The following is a 15,883-nucleotide window of genomic DNA, read 5'->3' on the forward strand; positions in this document are numbered from 1 at the left end:
TGCAAACGCCTGAGGCCGGAGTAACATTGGATACGTTTTCCTAAGGGACTCTCACTTGGCCGCACCTTTCCTTCACCTCGCGCTGCATGCCCGGGGCAACTCATGACTTCGCACAATCCCGAACCTCCGGTGCCACTCGCTACGGCGCTACCCGGTGCTGTGCAGCGCCTGCCCTTACTCGAACGCCTGAGTCGCTACCGCCAGCCCATAGGCCTGATGGTGACCCTGTTACTGTTCACGATGGCCTTGATTGCCTGCCGCCACCTGCTGAGCGAGCTGGACATTTATGCCTTGCACGATGCCATGCTCAGCGTGCCAACCCAGTCACTGCTCGGCGCCTTGCTGGCAACGGTGATCGGCTTTGTGATCCTGTTGGGCTACGAGTGGTCGGCCAGCCGCTATGCGGGCGTGAAACTGCCAGCACGCAGCTTGGCACTGGGCGGCTTCAGCGCCTTTGCCATCGGCAACGCCATCGGCCTGTCGATGCTCTCTGGCGGCTCGGTTCGCTATCGCCTGTACGCACGGCAAGGGCTTGGTGCTGGCGAAGTCGCACGCATGACCGTGTTTGCCAGCCTGTCACTGGGCTGCGCGCTGCCGCCCCTGGCCGCCTTGGCGACATTGAGCAACCTGCCGGCGGCCTCGACAGCGCTCGGGTTGGCGCCCAGTCTGCTGGCAGCTGTTGCCAGCGCCGTGCTGGTGGTGTCTGCCTTACTGGCAATTGGCTTGTACCGCCGACGCCTGGCCGAGCAACCGGCGGCCAATAACCTGCTCGTTCAACTGGGCCGGCGCACACTTCGCCTGCCGGATGCACGCCTGGCGGCCCTGCAATTGCTAATTACCGCGCTGGATGTGGCGGCGGCTGCCACCGTGCTCTACCTGTTGCTGCCCGAAGCCCCTCCTTTCGGCGCGTTCGTGCTGGTGTACCTGCTGGCCTTGGCTGCGGGCGTGCTCAGCCACGTACCAGGCGGCGTCGGGGTGTTCGAAGCGATCCTGCTGGCGGCCTTTGCCGACCAGCTAGGTGCCGCACCGCTGGCGGCGGCCCTGCTGCTGTACCGGCTGATCTATGTGGTACTGCCACTGCTGCTGGCCTGCGTGTGGCTGCTGGCCAATGAAGCCCGACGCCTGCTGTTTGCGCAACAGGCCATCAAGGCCGCTTCGGGTCTGGCCGCACCGATCCTGTCGATTCTGGTGTTCCTGTCCGGCGTAGTGCTGCTGTTTTCCGGTGCCACGCCCGAGATAGATACGCGTCTGGAGCATATGGGCTTCCTGGTGCCACACCGGCTGATCGATGCCTCTCATTTCGGCGCCAGCCTGATCGGTGTGCTATGCCTGCTGCTGGCCCAAGGCCTGCGCCGGCGCCTGTCCGCCGCCTGGCTACTGACCACCGTGCTGTTGCTGGTCGGCGCCCTGCTGTCGCTATTGAAGGGCTTTGACTGGGAAGAGGCTTGCCTGCTGACCTTTACCGCCGCCCTGCTCGCGCTGTTCCGCCGCTCGTTCTATCGCCCCAGCCGTCTGCTGGAGCTACCTTTCTCGCCGGTGTTCCTGGTGGCCAGCGCCTGTACGGTGGGCGCATCAGTGTGGCTTCTGCTGTTCGCCTACCAGGATGTGCCTTACAGCCATCAGCTGTGGTGGCAGTTCACCCTCGATGCCGACGCGCCACGGGGCCTGCGCGCCGCCATGGGCAGTGCCTTGCTGCTGGCTGCCGTGGCACTGACGTGGCTGCTGCGCACAGCGCCGCCCGTGATCCACCTGCCTGACGAAGAAGAGTTGCAACGCGCCAACCGCATCCTGCAGGCCTCCGACCAACCCGACGGCGGCCTGGCGCTGACTGGCGACAAGGCGTTGCTGTTCCACCCGCGTGGTAACGCGTTCCTCATGTACGCCCGGCGCGGCCGCAGCCTGGTGGCGCTGTACGACCCGATAGGCCCGGCCCAGGAACGCGCCGAGATGATCTGGCAGTTCCGCGATCTGTGCGACCTGCACCACGCACGCCCCGTGTTCTACCAGGTACGCGCAGAGAACCTGCCGTTCTACATGGACATCGGCCTGACCGCATTGAAGCTCGGTGAAGAAGCCCGGGTCGACTTGCGCCGCTTCGACCTTGAAGCCAAAGGCAAGGAGATGAAAGACCTGCGCTACACCTGGAACCGCGGCGGACGCGATGGCCTGAGCCTGGAGATCCATGAGCCCGGCCACGCCCCGCTGGCTGAGCTGAAGGAAATTTCCGACGCCTGGCTCGGCGGCAAGAACGTGCGCGAGAAAGGCTTCTCGCTGGGGCGCTTCAGCCCAGACTACCTGCAGCACTTCCGCATAGCCCTGATTCGCTTCCAGGGCCGCCCGGTAGCGTTCGCCAACTTGCTGGAAACCCATGGAAACGAACTGGCCAGCCTCGACCTGATGCGTGCGCACCCCGATGCGCCAAAGCTGACCATGGAGTTCATGATGATCGGCTTGATCCTGCATTACAAAAGCCATGACTACGGGCGTTTCAGCCTGGGCATGGTACCGCTGTCCGGCCTGCAACCAAGGCGCGGCGCACCCTTGACCCAGCGCTTGGGTTCGCTGGTGTTCCGCCGTGGTGAACAGCTTTACAACTTCCAGGGGCTTCGACGCTTCAAGGACAAGTTTCAGCCGGACTGGGAACCCCGCTACATGGCTGTGCCAGCCGGGCTCGACCCGCTGGTGGCACTGGCCGACACCGCCGCCCTGATTGCAGGCGGCCTGACTGGATTGGTGAAACGCTGATGACCCGACGCTTTTGGTTGTATCTGCTGGCTCCCCTGCTGCTGGCCGCCCTGGGTGGTGCGCTGGCCTTCTGGCTGTGGACGCGCCCGGCCCCCGAGGCACGCCTGGAGCAAATGAGCATCAATGACACCAGCATCACCCGTGTTACCCCTGGCGTGCCCCTCAAGGCCCGGGTGGCCATCGGCGTGCCACAAGACCAGGCACTGACGGGCAAGCAACTGCTCGACCTGAGCCAGGCCGGTGAAGCCCAGCTGGTGCAGGTGATTCTGCCGCCTGGCGATTGCAGCAAGCAGCAACAGGCCATGGACCAGGCGCTGACCCAACTGCAGGAAAAACCGACCTTGGTCGCCGGTATCGGTCCCGGTGCCGCCCAGGCCTGGCGCTGGCTGGCCAGCCAGAACGATGACAAGGCGCGAGCCATTTCCGTGGGCTTCACCCTCGAACAGCCTGGCTGCCAGGCACCGCTGCCCAAATCGGCTGCCCATGGCCACTGGAACGTCGCCTGGAACGACAACCCGGATGACGCCAGCGCCGCCTTCGTGCGCGACCAGGCCAACGCCGAAACCAGCATCAGCGACTACGACATCCACTTGCCACAAGTGCTCAAGGCGCAACTGACCCAAGCCCTGGTCGGCCGCGACGGTAACGCACTGGCCATCCCGGTGGTCGAAGTGCCGGCCGGGCAAACCACAGACACGGTTACCTTGTTCCTCTCTGGTGATGGCGGCTGGCGCGATCTGGACCGCGACGTGGCCGGGGAAATGGCCAAGCTGGGTTACCCGGTGGTGGGCATCGACACGCTGCGCTACTACTGGCAGCACAAGACCCCGGAACAAAGCGCCGCCGACCTTTCCGAGCTGATGCATCACTACCGGCAGAAGTGGGGTACCAAGCGCTTCGTATTGACGGGCTATTCGTTCGGCGCCGACGTGCTGCCGGCGATCTACAACCGCCTGCCCGTCGAGGACCAGCAGCGTATCGATGCGGTGATGCTGCTAGCCTTTGCGCGCAGTGGCAGCTTCGAGATCGAGGTCGAGGGTTGGCTGGGCAAGGAAGGCCAGGAAGCGCCAACCGGGCCGGAAATGGCCAAGCTGCCAGCGTCCAAGGTCGTGTGCGTATATGGCGTCGAGGAAACCGACGAGAGCGGTTGCACGGAAAAGACAGCAGTAGGTGAGCGCCTGAAACTGCCTGGCGGGCACCACTTCGACGAGAACTACCCGGCACTCGCCAAGCGGTTGATTGGCGAGATCGAGACGCGCCAAGGCAAGTCCAGCGTAGCTGAGCAGAACTGACAAGGCTCAGGGCCGCTCTGCGGCCCCGACCCTGCTGCATAAACCCATTCAGATCTCGACCTGGGTCCCCAGCTCGATCACCCGGTTCAACGGCAGGTTGAAGAAGCGCAAGTTGCCGTTGGCATTCTTCAGCAAGAACGCGAACAGGTTGCCCCGCCAGCGCGACATCCCCTCCAGCCGTGACGCGATCACCGTCTCGCGGCTGAGGAAGTAAGTGGTGCGCATGGGCGTGAAGTCCAGGCCATCCAGATGACACAGCTTCAACGCGGCAGGCACGTCCGGCTCATCCATGAACCCAAAGTGCAGCAACACCCGGAAGAATCCGTCGCCATAGGCTTCCACCTCGAAACGCTCATGTTCCGGCACACGGGGCCGGTCCTCGCTGACCACAGTCAGCAGCACCACCTGGCTGTGCAGCACCTGGTTGTGCAACATGTTGTGCAACAGCGCATGCGGCACGGCATCGGAGCGTGCAGTCAGAAACACCGCCGTACCCTCGACCCGGTGCGGTGGCTGAATGCGGATGCTGCTGATGAACAATGGCAATGGCAGCGCCCCTTCATCGATGCGCTCGACCAGAATCTGCTTGCCGCGCTTCCAGGTGCTCATCAGCAGGTACAGCACACCACCGGCCAACACGGGGAAGGCACCACCCTGGACGATTTTCGGCACATTGGCGGCGAAGAACAGCCCGTCGACAAACAGAAAGCCGACCAGAATCGGCACTGCAAGCAGCGGCGGCCACTTCCACAGCAGCAGCATTACCGCGGACACCAGGATGGTGGTCATCAGCATGGTACCGGTGACTGCAACCCCGTAGGCTGCCGCCAGAGCGCCCGAGGACCCGAAGCCGATTACCAGCAGCACCACACCCACCATCAGCGTCCAGTTCACTGCACCAATGTAGATCTGCCCCTGCTCGTCGCTTGAGGTGTGCTGAATCTGCATACGCGGGATGTAGCCCAGCTGGATGGCCTGACGGGTCAGGGAGAAGGCCCCGGAAATCACCGCCTGCGAAGCGATAACCGTGGCCATGGTGGCCAGCCCGACCAAGGGCAGCAGCGCCCAGCCCGGCGCCAGCAGGTAGAACGGGTTGCGCGCGGCCTCCGGGTTTTGCAGCAGCAATGCACCCTGGCCAAAGTAATTGAGCACCAGCGCCGGGAGCACCAGGATGAACCAGGCCCGGGCAATCGGCTTGCGGCCAAAGTGCCCCATGTCGGCGTACAGCGCCTCGGCACCGGTCAGCGCCAGCACTACCGCACCCAGAATGGCCACGCCAATACCGGGGTGCACCACGAAGAAGTTGACTGCCCAGACCGGGTTGAAAGCCTTGAGTACTTCCGGGCTCTGCGAGATGCCATGTACACCCAGCGCGCCCAGCGCCACGAACCAGGTCACCATGATCGGACCAAACAGCTTGCCGATCTTCTCAGTGCCATGTTGCTGCACCAGGAACAGCGCCACCAGCACCACCAGCGAAATTGGCACCACCCAATGGTCGATGCCGTCGAAGGCCAGGCCCATGCCCTCCACCGCCGACAGCACCGACACCGCCGGGGTGATCATACTGTCGCCATAGAACAGCGAAGCGCCGATCAAGCCACAGATCACCATCAGTGTGCGCAGCCGCGGGTACGCCGCCGTAGCCCGCCGCGCCAGTGCGGTCAGCGCCATGGTGCCGCCCTCCCCCTGGTTATCGGCGCGCAAGATGAACATCACGTACTTGAACGACACCACCCACAGCAGCGACCACAGGATCAGCGACAGGATCCCCAGCACGCCATCATGGTTGACCGACACCCCGTAGCCGCCGGTAAAGACCTCCTTGAGGGTATACAAAGGGCTGGTGCCGATATCGCCATAAACCACCCCGACCGCCGCCACCAGCAGGCCCACCGACCGCGACGCCCCCTGCTTCCCCTCGTGCCCGCTCTCAGCGTGACTGCTTGCCTGAACCATCGACCACTCCCGCAAACGGCCATCACGGCCCTTGGTAATCCCTCTGCCACCGGGCCCTGGAAAGTACCCCGGCGCAACGGCGCGAAGCATAGCGCAGCGTTCGTCGTATTTCTGCTGGTCAAGCGCCCTTGCGCTCGCTAGAATTGCGCACTTTTTGATCAGAGGCGCCAAAAGCGCCCGTCAAGTTCGCCCCCGATTCCGGCCGGGCGACCTGCATTCAATACCGAGGTTAGTCATGTCCACCACGCCCGCCACCCCCAAGGTAGGTTTCGTAAGCCTGGGTTGCCCAAAAGCCCTGGTCGACTCCGAGCGCATCCTGACCCAGCTGCGCATGGAAGGCTATGAAGTCGTACCCACCTATGAGGACGCCGACGTGGTGGTGGTCAACACCTGCGGCTTCATCGACAGCGCCAAGGCCGAATCGCTGGAAGTGATCGGCGAAGCCATCAAGGAAAACGGCAAGGTGATCGTCACCGGCTGCATGGGCGTCGAGGAAGGCAGCATCCGTGACGTGCACCCAAGCGTGCTGTCGGTCACTGGCCCGCAGCAGTACGAGCAGGTAGTCAACGCCGTTCACGAAGTGGTGCCGCCGCGTCAGGACCACAACCCGCTGATCGACCTGGTGCCGCCACAGGGCGTCAAGCTGACCCCGCGCCACTATGCCTACCTGAAGATCTCCGAAGGCTGCAACCACAGCTGCAGCTTCTGCATCATCCCGTCGATGCGCGGCAAGCTGGTCAGCCGCCCGGTGGGTGAAGTGCTGAGCGAGGCCGAGCGCCTGGTCAAGGCCGGTGTGAAGGAAATCCTGGTGATTTCCCAGGACACCAGCGCCTACGGCGTCGACGTCAAGTACAAGACCGACTTCTGGAACGGCCGCCCGGTGAAGACCCGCATGCTCGAGCTGTGCGAAGCACTGAGCAGCCTGGGCGCCTGGGTCCGCCTGCACTACGTGTACCCTTACCCGAACGTTGACGACGTGATCCCGCTGATGGCTGCCGGCAAGATCCTGCCGTACCTGGACATCCCGTTCCAGCACGCCAGCCCGAAAGTGCTCAAGTCGATGAAGCGCCCGGCCTTCGAAGACCGCACCCTGGCGCGCATCAAGAACTGGCGCGAGCAGTGCCCTGAGCTGGTGATCCGCTCCACCTTCATCGTCGGCTTCCCGGGCGAGACCGAGGAAGACTTCCAGTACCTGCTGGACTGGCTGACCGAAGCCCAGCTCGACCGCGTGGGCTGCTTCCAGTACTCGCCGGTGGAAGGCGCCCCGGCCAACGACCTGGGCCTGGCCGAAGTACCGGACGACGTCAAGCAAGAGCGCTGGGACCGCTTCATGGCCCACCAGCAGGCCATCAGTGCTGCCCGCCTGCAATTGCGCATCGGCAAGGAAATCGACGTGCTGATCGACGAAGTCGAGGAACAAGGTTCGGTTGGCCGCAGCTTCTTCGATGCACCGGAAATCGACGGCAGCGTGTTCATCGATGGCGACCATGGTTTCAAGCCAGGCGACAAAGTGCGTTGCCGTGTGGTAGATGCCGACGAGTACGACATGTGGGCTGAACCCATCTAAAACGGCTGAAGCCTGCAAAGCCCCTGCCCCGGCGTTCTCCATAGGGAATGACCGGCGCAGGGGCTTTTTTGTCAGAACGCGTGGAACAGCATCAGGACGCCCCTCGACGAGTGGTTGGCCTGCTATGTTTTCCCTATGGCCCCAGAGGAACACCGGCATGGCTGCGCTACTGACGCTACAAACTCCGCGCTTGAGCGACTACAGCGAGATGGTACAAGTGTGGGAGGACTCGGTACGCGCCACCCACGACTTTCTGCCAGAGGGCTATATCCTGCTACTGCGCGAACATGTGCTGCGCCGGTATCTCGACGCAGTTATGCTGATCTGCTGCAAGGACCGCCAGCGCATCTGTGGCTTCGCCGGTGTCGCCAACGGGCGGGTGGACATGCTGTTCGTCGCACCTGGCTACCGTGGCCAAGGGGTAGGCAAGCGCCTGCTGCGCTATGCCATCAGCGAACTCAATGCCGAGTACCTTGACGTCAACGAACAGAACCCGAAAGCGCTGGGCTTCTACCTGCATGAAGGTTTTGAGGTCATCGGCCGCTCGGAAACCGACGGCCTGGGCCAGCCCTTTCCTCTGCTGCACATGAGGCTGATGCGCACAGTGCCTTGAGGCGGCGCCTGAATGTGCCGCGCTATGTGTCCAAAATGGCGCATCTGACACAGATTCCCATCATCTACCGCTTGCAGGCAGGTACAATGGAGGTCTTTCCCTGCCTTGCGAATTGCCCCATGTCTGAACCCGTCCGCCTGTCCAAACGCCTCATCGAGCAGCTCGGCTGCTCCCGCCGCGAGGCCGAGCAGTACATTGAAGGAGGCTGGGTAACGGTCGATGGCGTGGTGGTCGAGCAGCCGCAGTTCAAGGTTGAGCAGCAGCGCGTCGAGCTGCTGCCGGGCGCCCGTGCCGAAACCCTGGAGCCGGTGACCCTGCTGCTGAACCAGCCAGCCGGTATGGACAGTGAAGACGCCCGCGCCAGCATGAACATGGGCAGCCTCAGCGAGGCCCATCGCGAAGGCGTGCGCGCCCTGCACGGGCATTTTGCCCGGCAGGCCTGCGTGGCACCGCTGGAGCGTGGCGCCAGCGGCCTGCAGGTGTTTACCCAGGACTGGCGGGTATCCCGCAAGATCGAGGCCGACCTGCGTCGCCTGGAGCAGGAGTTCATCATTGAAGTGCGCGGCGAAACCACCCCCCAGGCGCTGGAACGCCTGGCGCGTGGGGCCATGCGCAACGACCGCGAGTTGCCCAAGGCCAAGGCCAGCTGGCAGAACGAGACACACCTGCGCATGGTGTTGAAAAACCCACAACCAGGGCAGATTTCCGAGCTATGCGCCTACCTGCGCCTGGAGCTTTTAGGCATGCGACGCATTCGCCTGGGTGGTGTGTCGATGGGCAAGCTGCCCTTGGGCCAATGGCGCTACCTGGCTACCTCCGAACGTTTCTAAGCAATACGCCGCGCTGGAACGCGCGGCACCTGAACAGGATTCTGCTGCAATGAACCACAACGACGTCCTGCGCAGCCTGCGCTACATGCTCAAGGTGAACGACGCCAAGATGGCCGAAATCATCGGGCTCTCTGGCCTTGAAGTGCATCCTCTGGTGCTGGCCACCTACCTGAAAAAAGAAGAAGAGGAAGGCTTCGTACGCTGCCCGGAACGGGTGATGGCGCACTTCCTTGACGGCCTGGTGATCTACCGCCGTGGCAAAGACGAGAGCCGCCCGCAGCAGCCGATCGAGCTGCCGGTAACCAACAACCTGATCCTCAAGAAGCTGCGTGTGGCCTTTGAGCTCAAGGAAGACGACCTGCACGCGATTCTCAAGTCGGTCAACTTCCCGGTCAGCAAACCTGAGCTCAGCGCGCTGTTCCGCAAGGCTGGCCACGACAACTACCGCCCGTGTGGCGACCAGTTGATGCGCAACTTCCTCAAGGGCCTGACCCTGCGCGTGCGCGGCTGAGTGGCCATGCAGCATACGGTTGTCCCGGTCGGCATCGTCCACTCCTGTTTCAAGGAAAAGTTCGCCATTCCGCGCCAGCCGCAACTGGCGCCTGCCGCCCGTGGCGTACTCGAACTGTTGCCGCCGTTTGATCAAGGTGACGCGGTCGAGGGCCTGGAACAGGTCAGCCATGTGTGGCTGCTGTTCCTGTTCCACCAGGCCCTGGAAGAAAAGCCGCGCCTGAAAGTGCGGCCTCCGCGTCTGGGCGGCAACAAGAGCATGGGGGTGTTCGCCACCCGCGCCACCCACCGGCCCAACGGCATCGGCCAGTCGGTGGTACGCCTGGAGGGCGTGGAGCCCGGGCGCCTGCTGCTGTCCGGGATCGACCTGCTCGACGGCACGCCGGTGCTGGACATCAAGCCGTATGTGCCCTACGCCGACAGCATCGCTGGCGCCAGCAACCAGATGGCCAACGCAGCGCCGGTGGCAATTGCCGTACAGTGGACGGACAACGCTCTGCTCCAGGCTCGCGAGCATGCGCTGCGCCTGAGCGAGCCGCTGGTGGAGCTGATCGAGCAATGCCTGGCGCAGGACCCACGGCCGGCCTACCAGATACCACCGGCCGAGCGGGTGTACGGGGTGAAGTTCTGGGATGTGCAAGTAAGGTGGCATTACCCGCAGCCGGACGTCATCCGGGTGTTGGAGGTGGTACTGGGCTGAGGGCCACCGCATCGCCCTGTGTGGGAGCGGCCTTGCGCAGCCCTTTCGCGACGCAAGGCCGCTCCCACAAGGGACCGCGCAGACACGAAAAAGGCGACCTTTTGGTCGCCTTTCTCATTTCAGCCAGCTATCAACGAGCCGGGCCTTCAGCCACGCCCAGGTCGTCCGTCGGGCGGGTATCGATCAGCGGCGCACCACCGGAGTCCAGTTCCGAAGCCAGCTTGTCGTTGTCCATTTCCTTGACCCACTTGGCCACTACCACGGTGGCAACGGCGTTGCCTACCAAGTTGGTCAGGGCGCGGGCTTCGGACATGAAGCGGTCGATGCCGAGGATCAGCGCCAGGCCGGCAACCGGCAGGTGGCCAACAGCCGACAGGGTCGCGGCCAGCACGATGAAGCCCGAACCGGTAACGCCGGCAGCACCCTTGGAAGCCACCAGCAGCACCAGCAGCAGGGTGATCTGGTGAGTGATGTCCATGGTGGTGTCAGTGGCCTGAGCGATGAACACCGCAGCCATGGTCAGGTAGATCGAGGTACCGTCCAGGTTGAACGAGTAGCCAGTCGGGATAACCAGGCCCACTACCGATTTCTTGGCACCCAGGCGCTCCATCTTGGCCAGCATGCGTGGCAGAGCCGACTCCGAGGACGAAGTACCCAGCACGATCAGCAGTTCTTCACGGATGTAGCGGATCAGCTTGATTACGCTGAAGCCGTGGGCGCGGCAGATACCGCCCAGCACCACCAGCACGAACAGCAGGCAGGTGATGTAGAAGCAGGCCATCAGGTAGCCCAGCTGCACCAGCGAGCCAACACCGTACTGGCCAATGGTGAAGGCCATGGCGCCGAAAGCGCCGATCGGGGCCAGCTTCATGATCATGTTGATGATGTTGAACATGACGTGGGCGAAGCGGTCGATCATGTCCAGTACCGGCTTGCCGTAGCTGCCCAGGCGGTGCAGGGCGAAGCCGAACAGCACCGAGAACATCAGCACTTGCAGGATGTCGCCGTTGGCGAAGGCGCCGACGACCGTATTGGGGATGACGTTAAGCAGGAAGCCGACGGTAGTCTGCTGCGCGCCGGCGGCGGCGTAGGCAGCCACGCTGCTGGCGTTCAGGGTGCTGACGTCGATGTGCATGCCAGCGCCTGGCTTGACCACGTTGACGACGACGAGGCCGATGATCAGGGCGATGGTGGAGACGATTTCAAAGTACAGCAACGCGTAGCCGCCGGTTTTGCCGACCGACTTCATGCTCTGCATGCCGGCAATGCCGCTGACCACGGTACAGAAGATGATCGGGGCGATGACCATCTTGATCAGTTTGACGAAGCCATCACCCAGGGGTTTGAGGGCAACGCCCGTTTCCGGGTAGTAGTGGCCGAGCAGGATGCCGATGGTGATGGCGACCAACACCTGGACATACAGGGATTTGTACAGCGGCTGACGTGTCGTCATGGCTAATTTTCCTCAAGTGTGCCGGTTCACCCTTCCCAGGGTGATGGGGGCACCTGAATCGCTAACCCTCCTGCACTTGGAGGGATTTGTCGTTGTGTTCGAGCTGCCTGGGCAGGCCTCTGCGAGGATCAATAGCAAGGGTGGTGCCAAAATGCCCATGAAGGGTGCAAAGCCCGTATTTGCTAGGAGTAAATGCCCAACGACAGGGCGATATTCCCGGGACGGATTGGCGGATTTCCGCCCGATGGCGGAATTTGTACAAGGAGGAATGGCGGAAATCCGCCCTTTGTGGATTGCCTGTGCCGGCCCATTCGCGGATTGAACTGTGAACGGGCTGGCACAGGCTAGGAATCAATCCAGGTGGAAGGTGATCCTGAACGCAGCGCCCCCCAGCGGTGAATCGCCAAGGCTCAGCTCGGCGTCATAGCTGTCGACGATATCCTTGACCACTGCCAAGCCGATGCCCTGCCCCGGGTGCTGGCTGTCCAGCCGCTCCCCACGCTCCAGAATGCGTTCACGCTGGTCGACGGGCACGCCCGGCCCGTCGTCCTCGATGCACAAGGTCAGATACCCCGGCGCCTTCACCAGGCTCACCCGCACTTGGCCCAGGCTCAGCCGGTAGGCGTTCTCCAGCAGGTTGCCGAGCATTTCCAGCAACGCGCCCTGCTCCATCGGTATCTGCGCCGCGTCCGGCAACTCCAGCACCACGTCCACACGTTTTTCCCGGTAAACCTTGGCCAAGGTGCTGCACAGGCTGTCGAGCAACGGCCGCAGCAATACGCTGTGGCGTACCAGGCCACTCTTGCGCAGACTGGCGCGTTGCAGCTGGTAGTCGATCTGCTGGCTCATGCGCTCGATCTGGCTTTGCAGCACCCGCGCCTGCTCGCGCTCGCCGCTGCGCTGCTGCAAGCTTTCACCCACACCCTGCAACACTGCCAGCGGCGTCTTCAGGCTGTGCGCCAGGTCGTCCAGCGAATCACGGTAGCGCGTGCGCTGCTCACGCTCACTGCGCAACAGACGGTTAAGCGAGCGGGTCAGGCGCAGCAACTCGCGTGGGTGCTCGCCGCTCAGGCCGTCACGTGCACCGGATTCCACTTCATCCAGTTCGTGGCTGAGGCGTCGCAACGAGCGCAGCCCCCAGGTCAGGCCTGCCCACAACAACACCATGAGCGCCAGCAATGCAGCGCCGAACCCCAGGTAGAGCTTTTCGCGCAGGCCATTGAGGGTGGCCTTGTACTCGCTCACGGGCTGTAGAGCGACAATGCTGTAGGCGGCGCTCTGCCCGCCCAGCAGCTTTATCTCGACGTCGTACACGAAGAACTCTTCGCCATCGGACTGGTGAATGCGGTCGAACTCGTTGCCGCGCCCGTCATAGCGCGGCTGGTAGTTGATGTGCCGGTCGGCGGTGGCACGCGACTGCCAGACCAGTTTACCGTCGCGGTCAAAGATATAGCCGAGCAGGCCTGTGTAGGGCAGGTTGTAACGCTCGTCCGGCAGCAGTGTCGGCATCTGCAGCTGGCCATGCTCGATACGCGCAGCGGAAATCAACGTAGTCACATCCGAGGCCAGACGCTGCTCGATCGATTCCTGCAGGGCCAGGCTGAAGGCCTTCTGCAAGGCCGGCAGCAGCGCCAGCATGAACAGCAGCGCCAACACTGCGGCGGCCAGCATCAGGCGCACCCGCAGCGAGCGGATCATCGGCAGCGCTCGGTGAACAGGTAGCCCAGGCCGCGCACCGTGTCGATGGGTTTGAAGCCGCGCTCGCCTTCAAGCTTGCGGCGTAGGCGGCCAACCAGCACTTCGATGACATTGGGGTCGCGCTCTTCGTCACCTGGGTACAACTGTTCCATCAGGCGATCCTTGGCCACCACCTGCTGGTGATGGCGCATGAGGTATTCGAGGATGCGGTATTCATAGGCAGTCAGGGCCAAGGCATGTTCGTCGAGGGTGGCCTGCTTGCGGTTGAGGTCAAGCACCAAGGGGCCAGCGGTGATGGTCGACTGGATGAAACCACTGGAGCGGCGTAACAGGGCATTGAGCCGTGCTTCAAGCTCCTCGAACTGGAACGGCTTGACCAGATAGTCGTCGGCACCGGCGGCCAGGCCCTCGACCTTGTCTTGCCAGTTGCCACGGGCTGTGAGGATGAGAATGGGGAAGGTCTTGTCCTGGCTGCGCAGGCGCGTGATCAGCTCCAGGCCGCTGATACCGGGCAGGCCCAGGTCGATGATGGCAAGGTCGAAATGGTACTGCTCGGCCTGGTACAGCGCCTCTTCGGCATCAGCGACCGCCTCGACCACATGGCCGCTTTCGCCCAGGCGGGTGTAGAGGTGATGGCGAAGCAGGGCTTCGTCCTCGACCACCAGCAGTTTCATGTGCAGCTCCTTATGTGTATTGCCTGTACCGGCCTATTCGCGGGCATGCCCGCTCCCACAGCAATCGCACAGTCTCTGAAACTTGTGCAGCACCTGCAGAAGCCAAAGGTACCGCACAGTTTCAGCGGTTTGTGCAGTACCCGTGGGAGCGGGCGTGCCCGCGAAGGCCGGTACAGGATAACGCGGCTCGTTCGTCAGAACTTGTAACTTGCTGCCAGGTAGGTCTGCGCGCTGCTGGTCAGGCGCAGGGTGCCATCCTTCGGCCCGCCGTGCGCGCCCACCTCGGTCGCGGCATTGGTGCGCAGGTAACGGTAGCCCAGTTCGACCGAGGCCTTGTCGGTGATGTCCTGGATCACACCGGCCTGCAAGCCGTAGGCATAACCGTAGTCAGTGTCCCGGCTGGCGCCTGGCGAGTCCTGGGTAAGCTTGGTCACACCCAGGCTGCCACCACCGAACAGCTTGGTGGTATCGCCCACCGGCAGGAACAAGTCGTAGCTGCCAAGCAGGTTTTCCTGGCGCAACTTCAGGCCACTGTGGTCGCCAGAGACGTTGTCATAGGTCATGTAGTAGCGGCCCTGGTCGTTGATCTTGCCCAAACGCACACCCCAGGTATCGTCCTTGCCGATGATACCGTCGGCGTTGAGGTGGTCGGTGTTGCGTTGCAGCAGGCCGGACTTGCGAACTTTGTCGCTGGTCTGGCCGTAGGTGAGGCTGGCGAAGTTGTCGTCCGCGGCCTGGGCGGTGGTGATGCCAGCGGCACAGACGGCCATGGCGGCAAGCAGGGTATTGAAGGTTTTCATGGCTGGGTACTCCAGTTGGGTGCGCTGTTTCGGTCTGGAAGCTAGAGTAATCAGGGCACCCTGAACCGCGACTGAACCCTGGCTGAACCCCGGCTGAACGAACCGATAGCAAAACAAGGAGTTGTGAACATGCGAGCCCTGCTGGCCCTGACCCTGATGTGCAGCGCCGCCCTCGCCCAAGCGGCGGTAGTGACCCGTGAAATTCCTTATCAGGACGACGATGGCAACCGCCTCGTCGGCTACTACGCCTACGATGACGCGCTGGACGGCAAACGCCCAGGCATCGTTGTGGTGCATGAATGGTGGGGCCTGAACGACTATGCCAAACGTCGTGCGAGAGATCTCGCCGCCCTGGGCTATAAAGCGCTGGCCATCGACATGTACGGCGATGGCAAGCACACCGAGCATCCGCAGGATGCCCAGGCATTCATGGCCGCAGCGATGAAGGACCCGGCCGCAGCAGCAGCGCGCTTCGACGCGGGCCTGGAGTTGTTGAAAAAGCAGCCGAATGTGAACAAGCATCAACTGGGCGCTGTCGGCTACTGTTTTGGCGGCAAGGTGGTGCTCGATGCCGCACGCCGGGGAGAAAAGCTCGATGGCGTGGTGAGCTTCCATGGCGCACTGGCCACCCAGACCCCTGCAAAACCTGGCGTGGTGCGGGCCGATATCCTGGTCGAGCATGGTGCGGCGGACAGCATGGTCACCCCACAGCAGGTAGAGGCCTTCAAGGCCGAGATGGATGCGGCCAAGGTCAACTACCAGTTCGTCAGTATTGAAGGGGCCAAGCACGGGTTCACCAACCCCGATGCCAATCGGCTGAGCCATGGCGAACATGGGGGGCCGGACATTGGCTATAACAAGGCAGCGGACGAGCGTTCCTGGGCGGATATGCAGGCGTTCTTCAAGAAGATGTTCAATTAAAAGATTGCGCAAATCGTTGTGGGAGCAACTGTCTTGCTCAATTTCTAAAAGCTGGCGCGATCCCTGGACTGCCCCCCAGAAGTTGGATTGGTATCCAACTTCTTGGGGGCAGTCCACCCTG

General features: G+C 62.9%; 13 protein-coding genes. 8 read left to right on the plus strand and 5 right to left on the minus strand.

The genetic code is table 11. The features are described from left to right. Positions 1–102: 102 nt before the first annotated feature. Together mprF and ACF8FG_RS01705 are read left to right on the plus strand one after the other, a co-directional pair. Entirely contained in the window at positions 103–2,745 is a 2,643-nt protein-coding gene (gene mprF, locus ACF8FG_RS01700) for a bifunctional lysylphosphatidylglycerol flippase/synthetase MprF (protein ID WP_318079004.1), read from the plus strand. Next, entirely contained in the window at positions 2,745–4,037 is a 1,293-nt protein-coding gene (locus tag ACF8FG_RS01705; RefSeq protein ID WP_019438839.1) for a virulence factor family protein, read from the plus strand. Before mprF ends, ACF8FG_RS01705 begins: the two co-directional genes overlap by 1 nt. 48 nt (positions 4,038–4,085) lie before the next feature. Here ACF8FG_RS01705 and ACF8FG_RS01710 read toward each other — a convergent pair whose 3' ends face one another. Beyond that, entirely contained in the window at positions 4,086–5,996 is a 1,911-nt protein-coding gene (locus ACF8FG_RS01710; protein WP_019438840.1) for a potassium transporter Kup, read from the minus strand. Positions 5,997–6,231: 235 nt separating this feature from the next. Here ACF8FG_RS01710 and rimO point away from each other — a divergent pair, with 235 nt between their 5' ends. The 5 genes from rimO to tsaA all read left to right on the plus strand — a co-directional run bounded on the left by rimO (position 6,232) and on the right by tsaA (position 10,216). Then, on the plus strand, positions 6,232–7,563 hold the full coding sequence (gene rimO, locus ACF8FG_RS01715) for a 30S ribosomal protein S12 methylthiotransferase RimO (RefSeq protein WP_004576169.1): 1,332 nt from the start codon (positions 6,232–6,234) through the stop codon (positions 7,561–7,563). Between the two features lie 157 nt (positions 7,564–7,720). After that, a complete protein-coding gene (locus ACF8FG_RS01720; protein ID WP_014589984.1) occupies positions 7,721–8,176 on the plus strand; it encodes a GNAT family N-acetyltransferase in 456 nt (151 codons plus the stop codon). A gap of 119 nt (positions 8,177–8,295) precedes the next feature. Then, a complete protein-coding gene (locus ACF8FG_RS01725; protein WP_010952344.1) occupies positions 8,296–9,006 on the plus strand; it encodes an rRNA pseudouridine synthase in 711 nt (236 codons plus the stop codon). Positions 9,007–9,055: 49 nt separating this feature from the next. After that, positions 9,056–9,517, plus strand: a complete 462-nt coding sequence (locus ACF8FG_RS01730; protein WP_010952343.1) for a DUF1456 family protein — start codon at positions 9,056–9,058, stop codon at positions 9,515–9,517. 6 nt (positions 9,518–9,523) lie between these two features. After that, positions 9,524–10,216, plus strand: a complete 693-nt coding sequence (tsaA, locus tag ACF8FG_RS01735) for a tRNA (N6-threonylcarbamoyladenosine(37)-N6)-methyltransferase TrmO (RefSeq protein WP_014589983.1) — start codon at positions 9,524–9,526, stop codon at positions 10,214–10,216. Between the two features lie 130 nt (positions 10,217–10,346). Here tsaA and ACF8FG_RS01740 read toward each other — a convergent pair whose 3' ends face one another. The 4 genes from ACF8FG_RS01740 to ACF8FG_RS01755 all read right to left on the minus strand — a co-directional run bounded on the left by ACF8FG_RS01740 (position 10,347) and on the right by ACF8FG_RS01755 (position 14,841). Continuing rightward, positions 10,347–11,669 (minus strand): dicarboxylate/amino acid:cation symporter, encoded by a 1,323-nt coding sequence (locus ACF8FG_RS01740; protein WP_010952341.1) that lies wholly within the window; start codon positions 11,667–11,669, stop codon positions 10,347–10,349. A gap of 351 nt (positions 11,670–12,020) precedes the next feature. Then, a complete protein-coding gene (locus tag ACF8FG_RS01745; RefSeq protein WP_014589982.1) occupies positions 12,021–13,367 on the minus strand; it encodes an ATP-binding protein in 1,347 nt (448 codons plus the stop codon). Then, positions 13,364–14,041 carry a response regulator gene (locus ACF8FG_RS01750; protein ID WP_004576835.1) on the minus strand — a complete coding sequence of 226 codons (678 nt, stop codon included), beginning with the start codon at positions 14,039–14,041 and terminating at the stop codon, positions 13,364–13,366. Before ACF8FG_RS01750 ends, ACF8FG_RS01745 begins: the two co-directional genes overlap by 4 nt. A gap of 194 nt (positions 14,042–14,235) precedes the next feature. Next, positions 14,236–14,841, minus strand: a complete 606-nt coding sequence (locus ACF8FG_RS01755) for an outer membrane beta-barrel protein (protein ID WP_010952338.1) — start codon at positions 14,839–14,841, stop codon at positions 14,236–14,238. A 129-nt stretch (positions 14,842–14,970) separates the two neighbouring features. Between ACF8FG_RS01755 and ACF8FG_RS01760 the strand changes: the two genes are divergently transcribed. Further along, positions 14,971–15,762: a dienelactone hydrolase family protein gene (locus tag ACF8FG_RS01760; RefSeq protein ID WP_014589980.1), complete on the plus strand. Its 792-nt coding sequence runs from the start codon at positions 14,971–14,973 to the stop codon at positions 15,760–15,762. Positions 15,763–15,883: the final 121 nt, after the last annotated feature.

Origin of the sequence: Pseudomonas sp. YQ_6, assembly GCF_043103245.1 — a bacterium.
In the GTDB taxonomy this organism is placed as follows: Bacteria; Pseudomonadota; Gammaproteobacteria; order Pseudomonadales; family Pseudomonadaceae; genus Aquipseudomonas; species Aquipseudomonas alloputida.

What these genes read in the sequence shown, in the direction of transcription:
- mprF (WP_318079004.1), top strand. Translation starts at nt 103, where the DNA reads ATGACTTCGCACAATCCCGAACCTCCGGTGCCACTCGCTACGGCGCTA.
- ACF8FG_RS01705 (WP_019438839.1), top strand. Translation starts at nt 2,745, where the DNA reads ATGACCCGACGCTTTTGGTTGTATCTGCTGGCTCCCCTGCTGCTGGCC.
- ACF8FG_RS01710 (WP_019438840.1), bottom strand. Translation starts at nt 5,996, where the DNA reads ATGGTTCAGGCAAGCAGTCACGCTGAGAGCGGGCACGAGGGGAAGCAG.
- rimO (WP_004576169.1), top strand. Translation starts at nt 6,232, where the DNA reads ATGTCCACCACGCCCGCCACCCCCAAGGTAGGTTTCGTAAGCCTGGGT.
- ACF8FG_RS01720 (WP_014589984.1), top strand. Translation starts at nt 7,721, where the DNA reads ATGGCTGCGCTACTGACGCTACAAACTCCGCGCTTGAGCGACTACAGC.
- ACF8FG_RS01725 (WP_010952344.1), top strand. Translation starts at nt 8,296, where the DNA reads ATGTCTGAACCCGTCCGCCTGTCCAAACGCCTCATCGAGCAGCTCGGC.
- ACF8FG_RS01730 (WP_010952343.1), top strand. Translation starts at nt 9,056, where the DNA reads ATGAACCACAACGACGTCCTGCGCAGCCTGCGCTACATGCTCAAGGTG.
- tsaA (WP_014589983.1), top strand. Translation starts at nt 9,524, where the DNA reads ATGCAGCATACGGTTGTCCCGGTCGGCATCGTCCACTCCTGTTTCAAG.
- ACF8FG_RS01740 (WP_010952341.1), bottom strand. Translation starts at nt 11,669, where the DNA reads ATGACGACACGTCAGCCGCTGTACAAATCCCTGTATGTCCAGGTGTTG.
- ACF8FG_RS01745 (WP_014589982.1), bottom strand. Translation starts at nt 13,367, where the DNA reads ATGATCCGCTCGCTGCGGGTGCGCCTGATGCTGGCCGCCGCAGTGTTG.
- ACF8FG_RS01750 (WP_004576835.1), bottom strand. Translation starts at nt 14,041, where the DNA reads ATGAAACTGCTGGTGGTCGAGGACGAAGCCCTGCTTCGCCATCACCTC.
- ACF8FG_RS01755 (WP_010952338.1), bottom strand. Translation starts at nt 14,841, where the DNA reads ATGAAAACCTTCAATACCCTGCTTGCCGCCATGGCCGTCTGTGCCGCT.
- ACF8FG_RS01760 (WP_014589980.1), top strand. Translation starts at nt 14,971, where the DNA reads ATGCGAGCCCTGCTGGCCCTGACCCTGATGTGCAGCGCCGCCCTCGCC.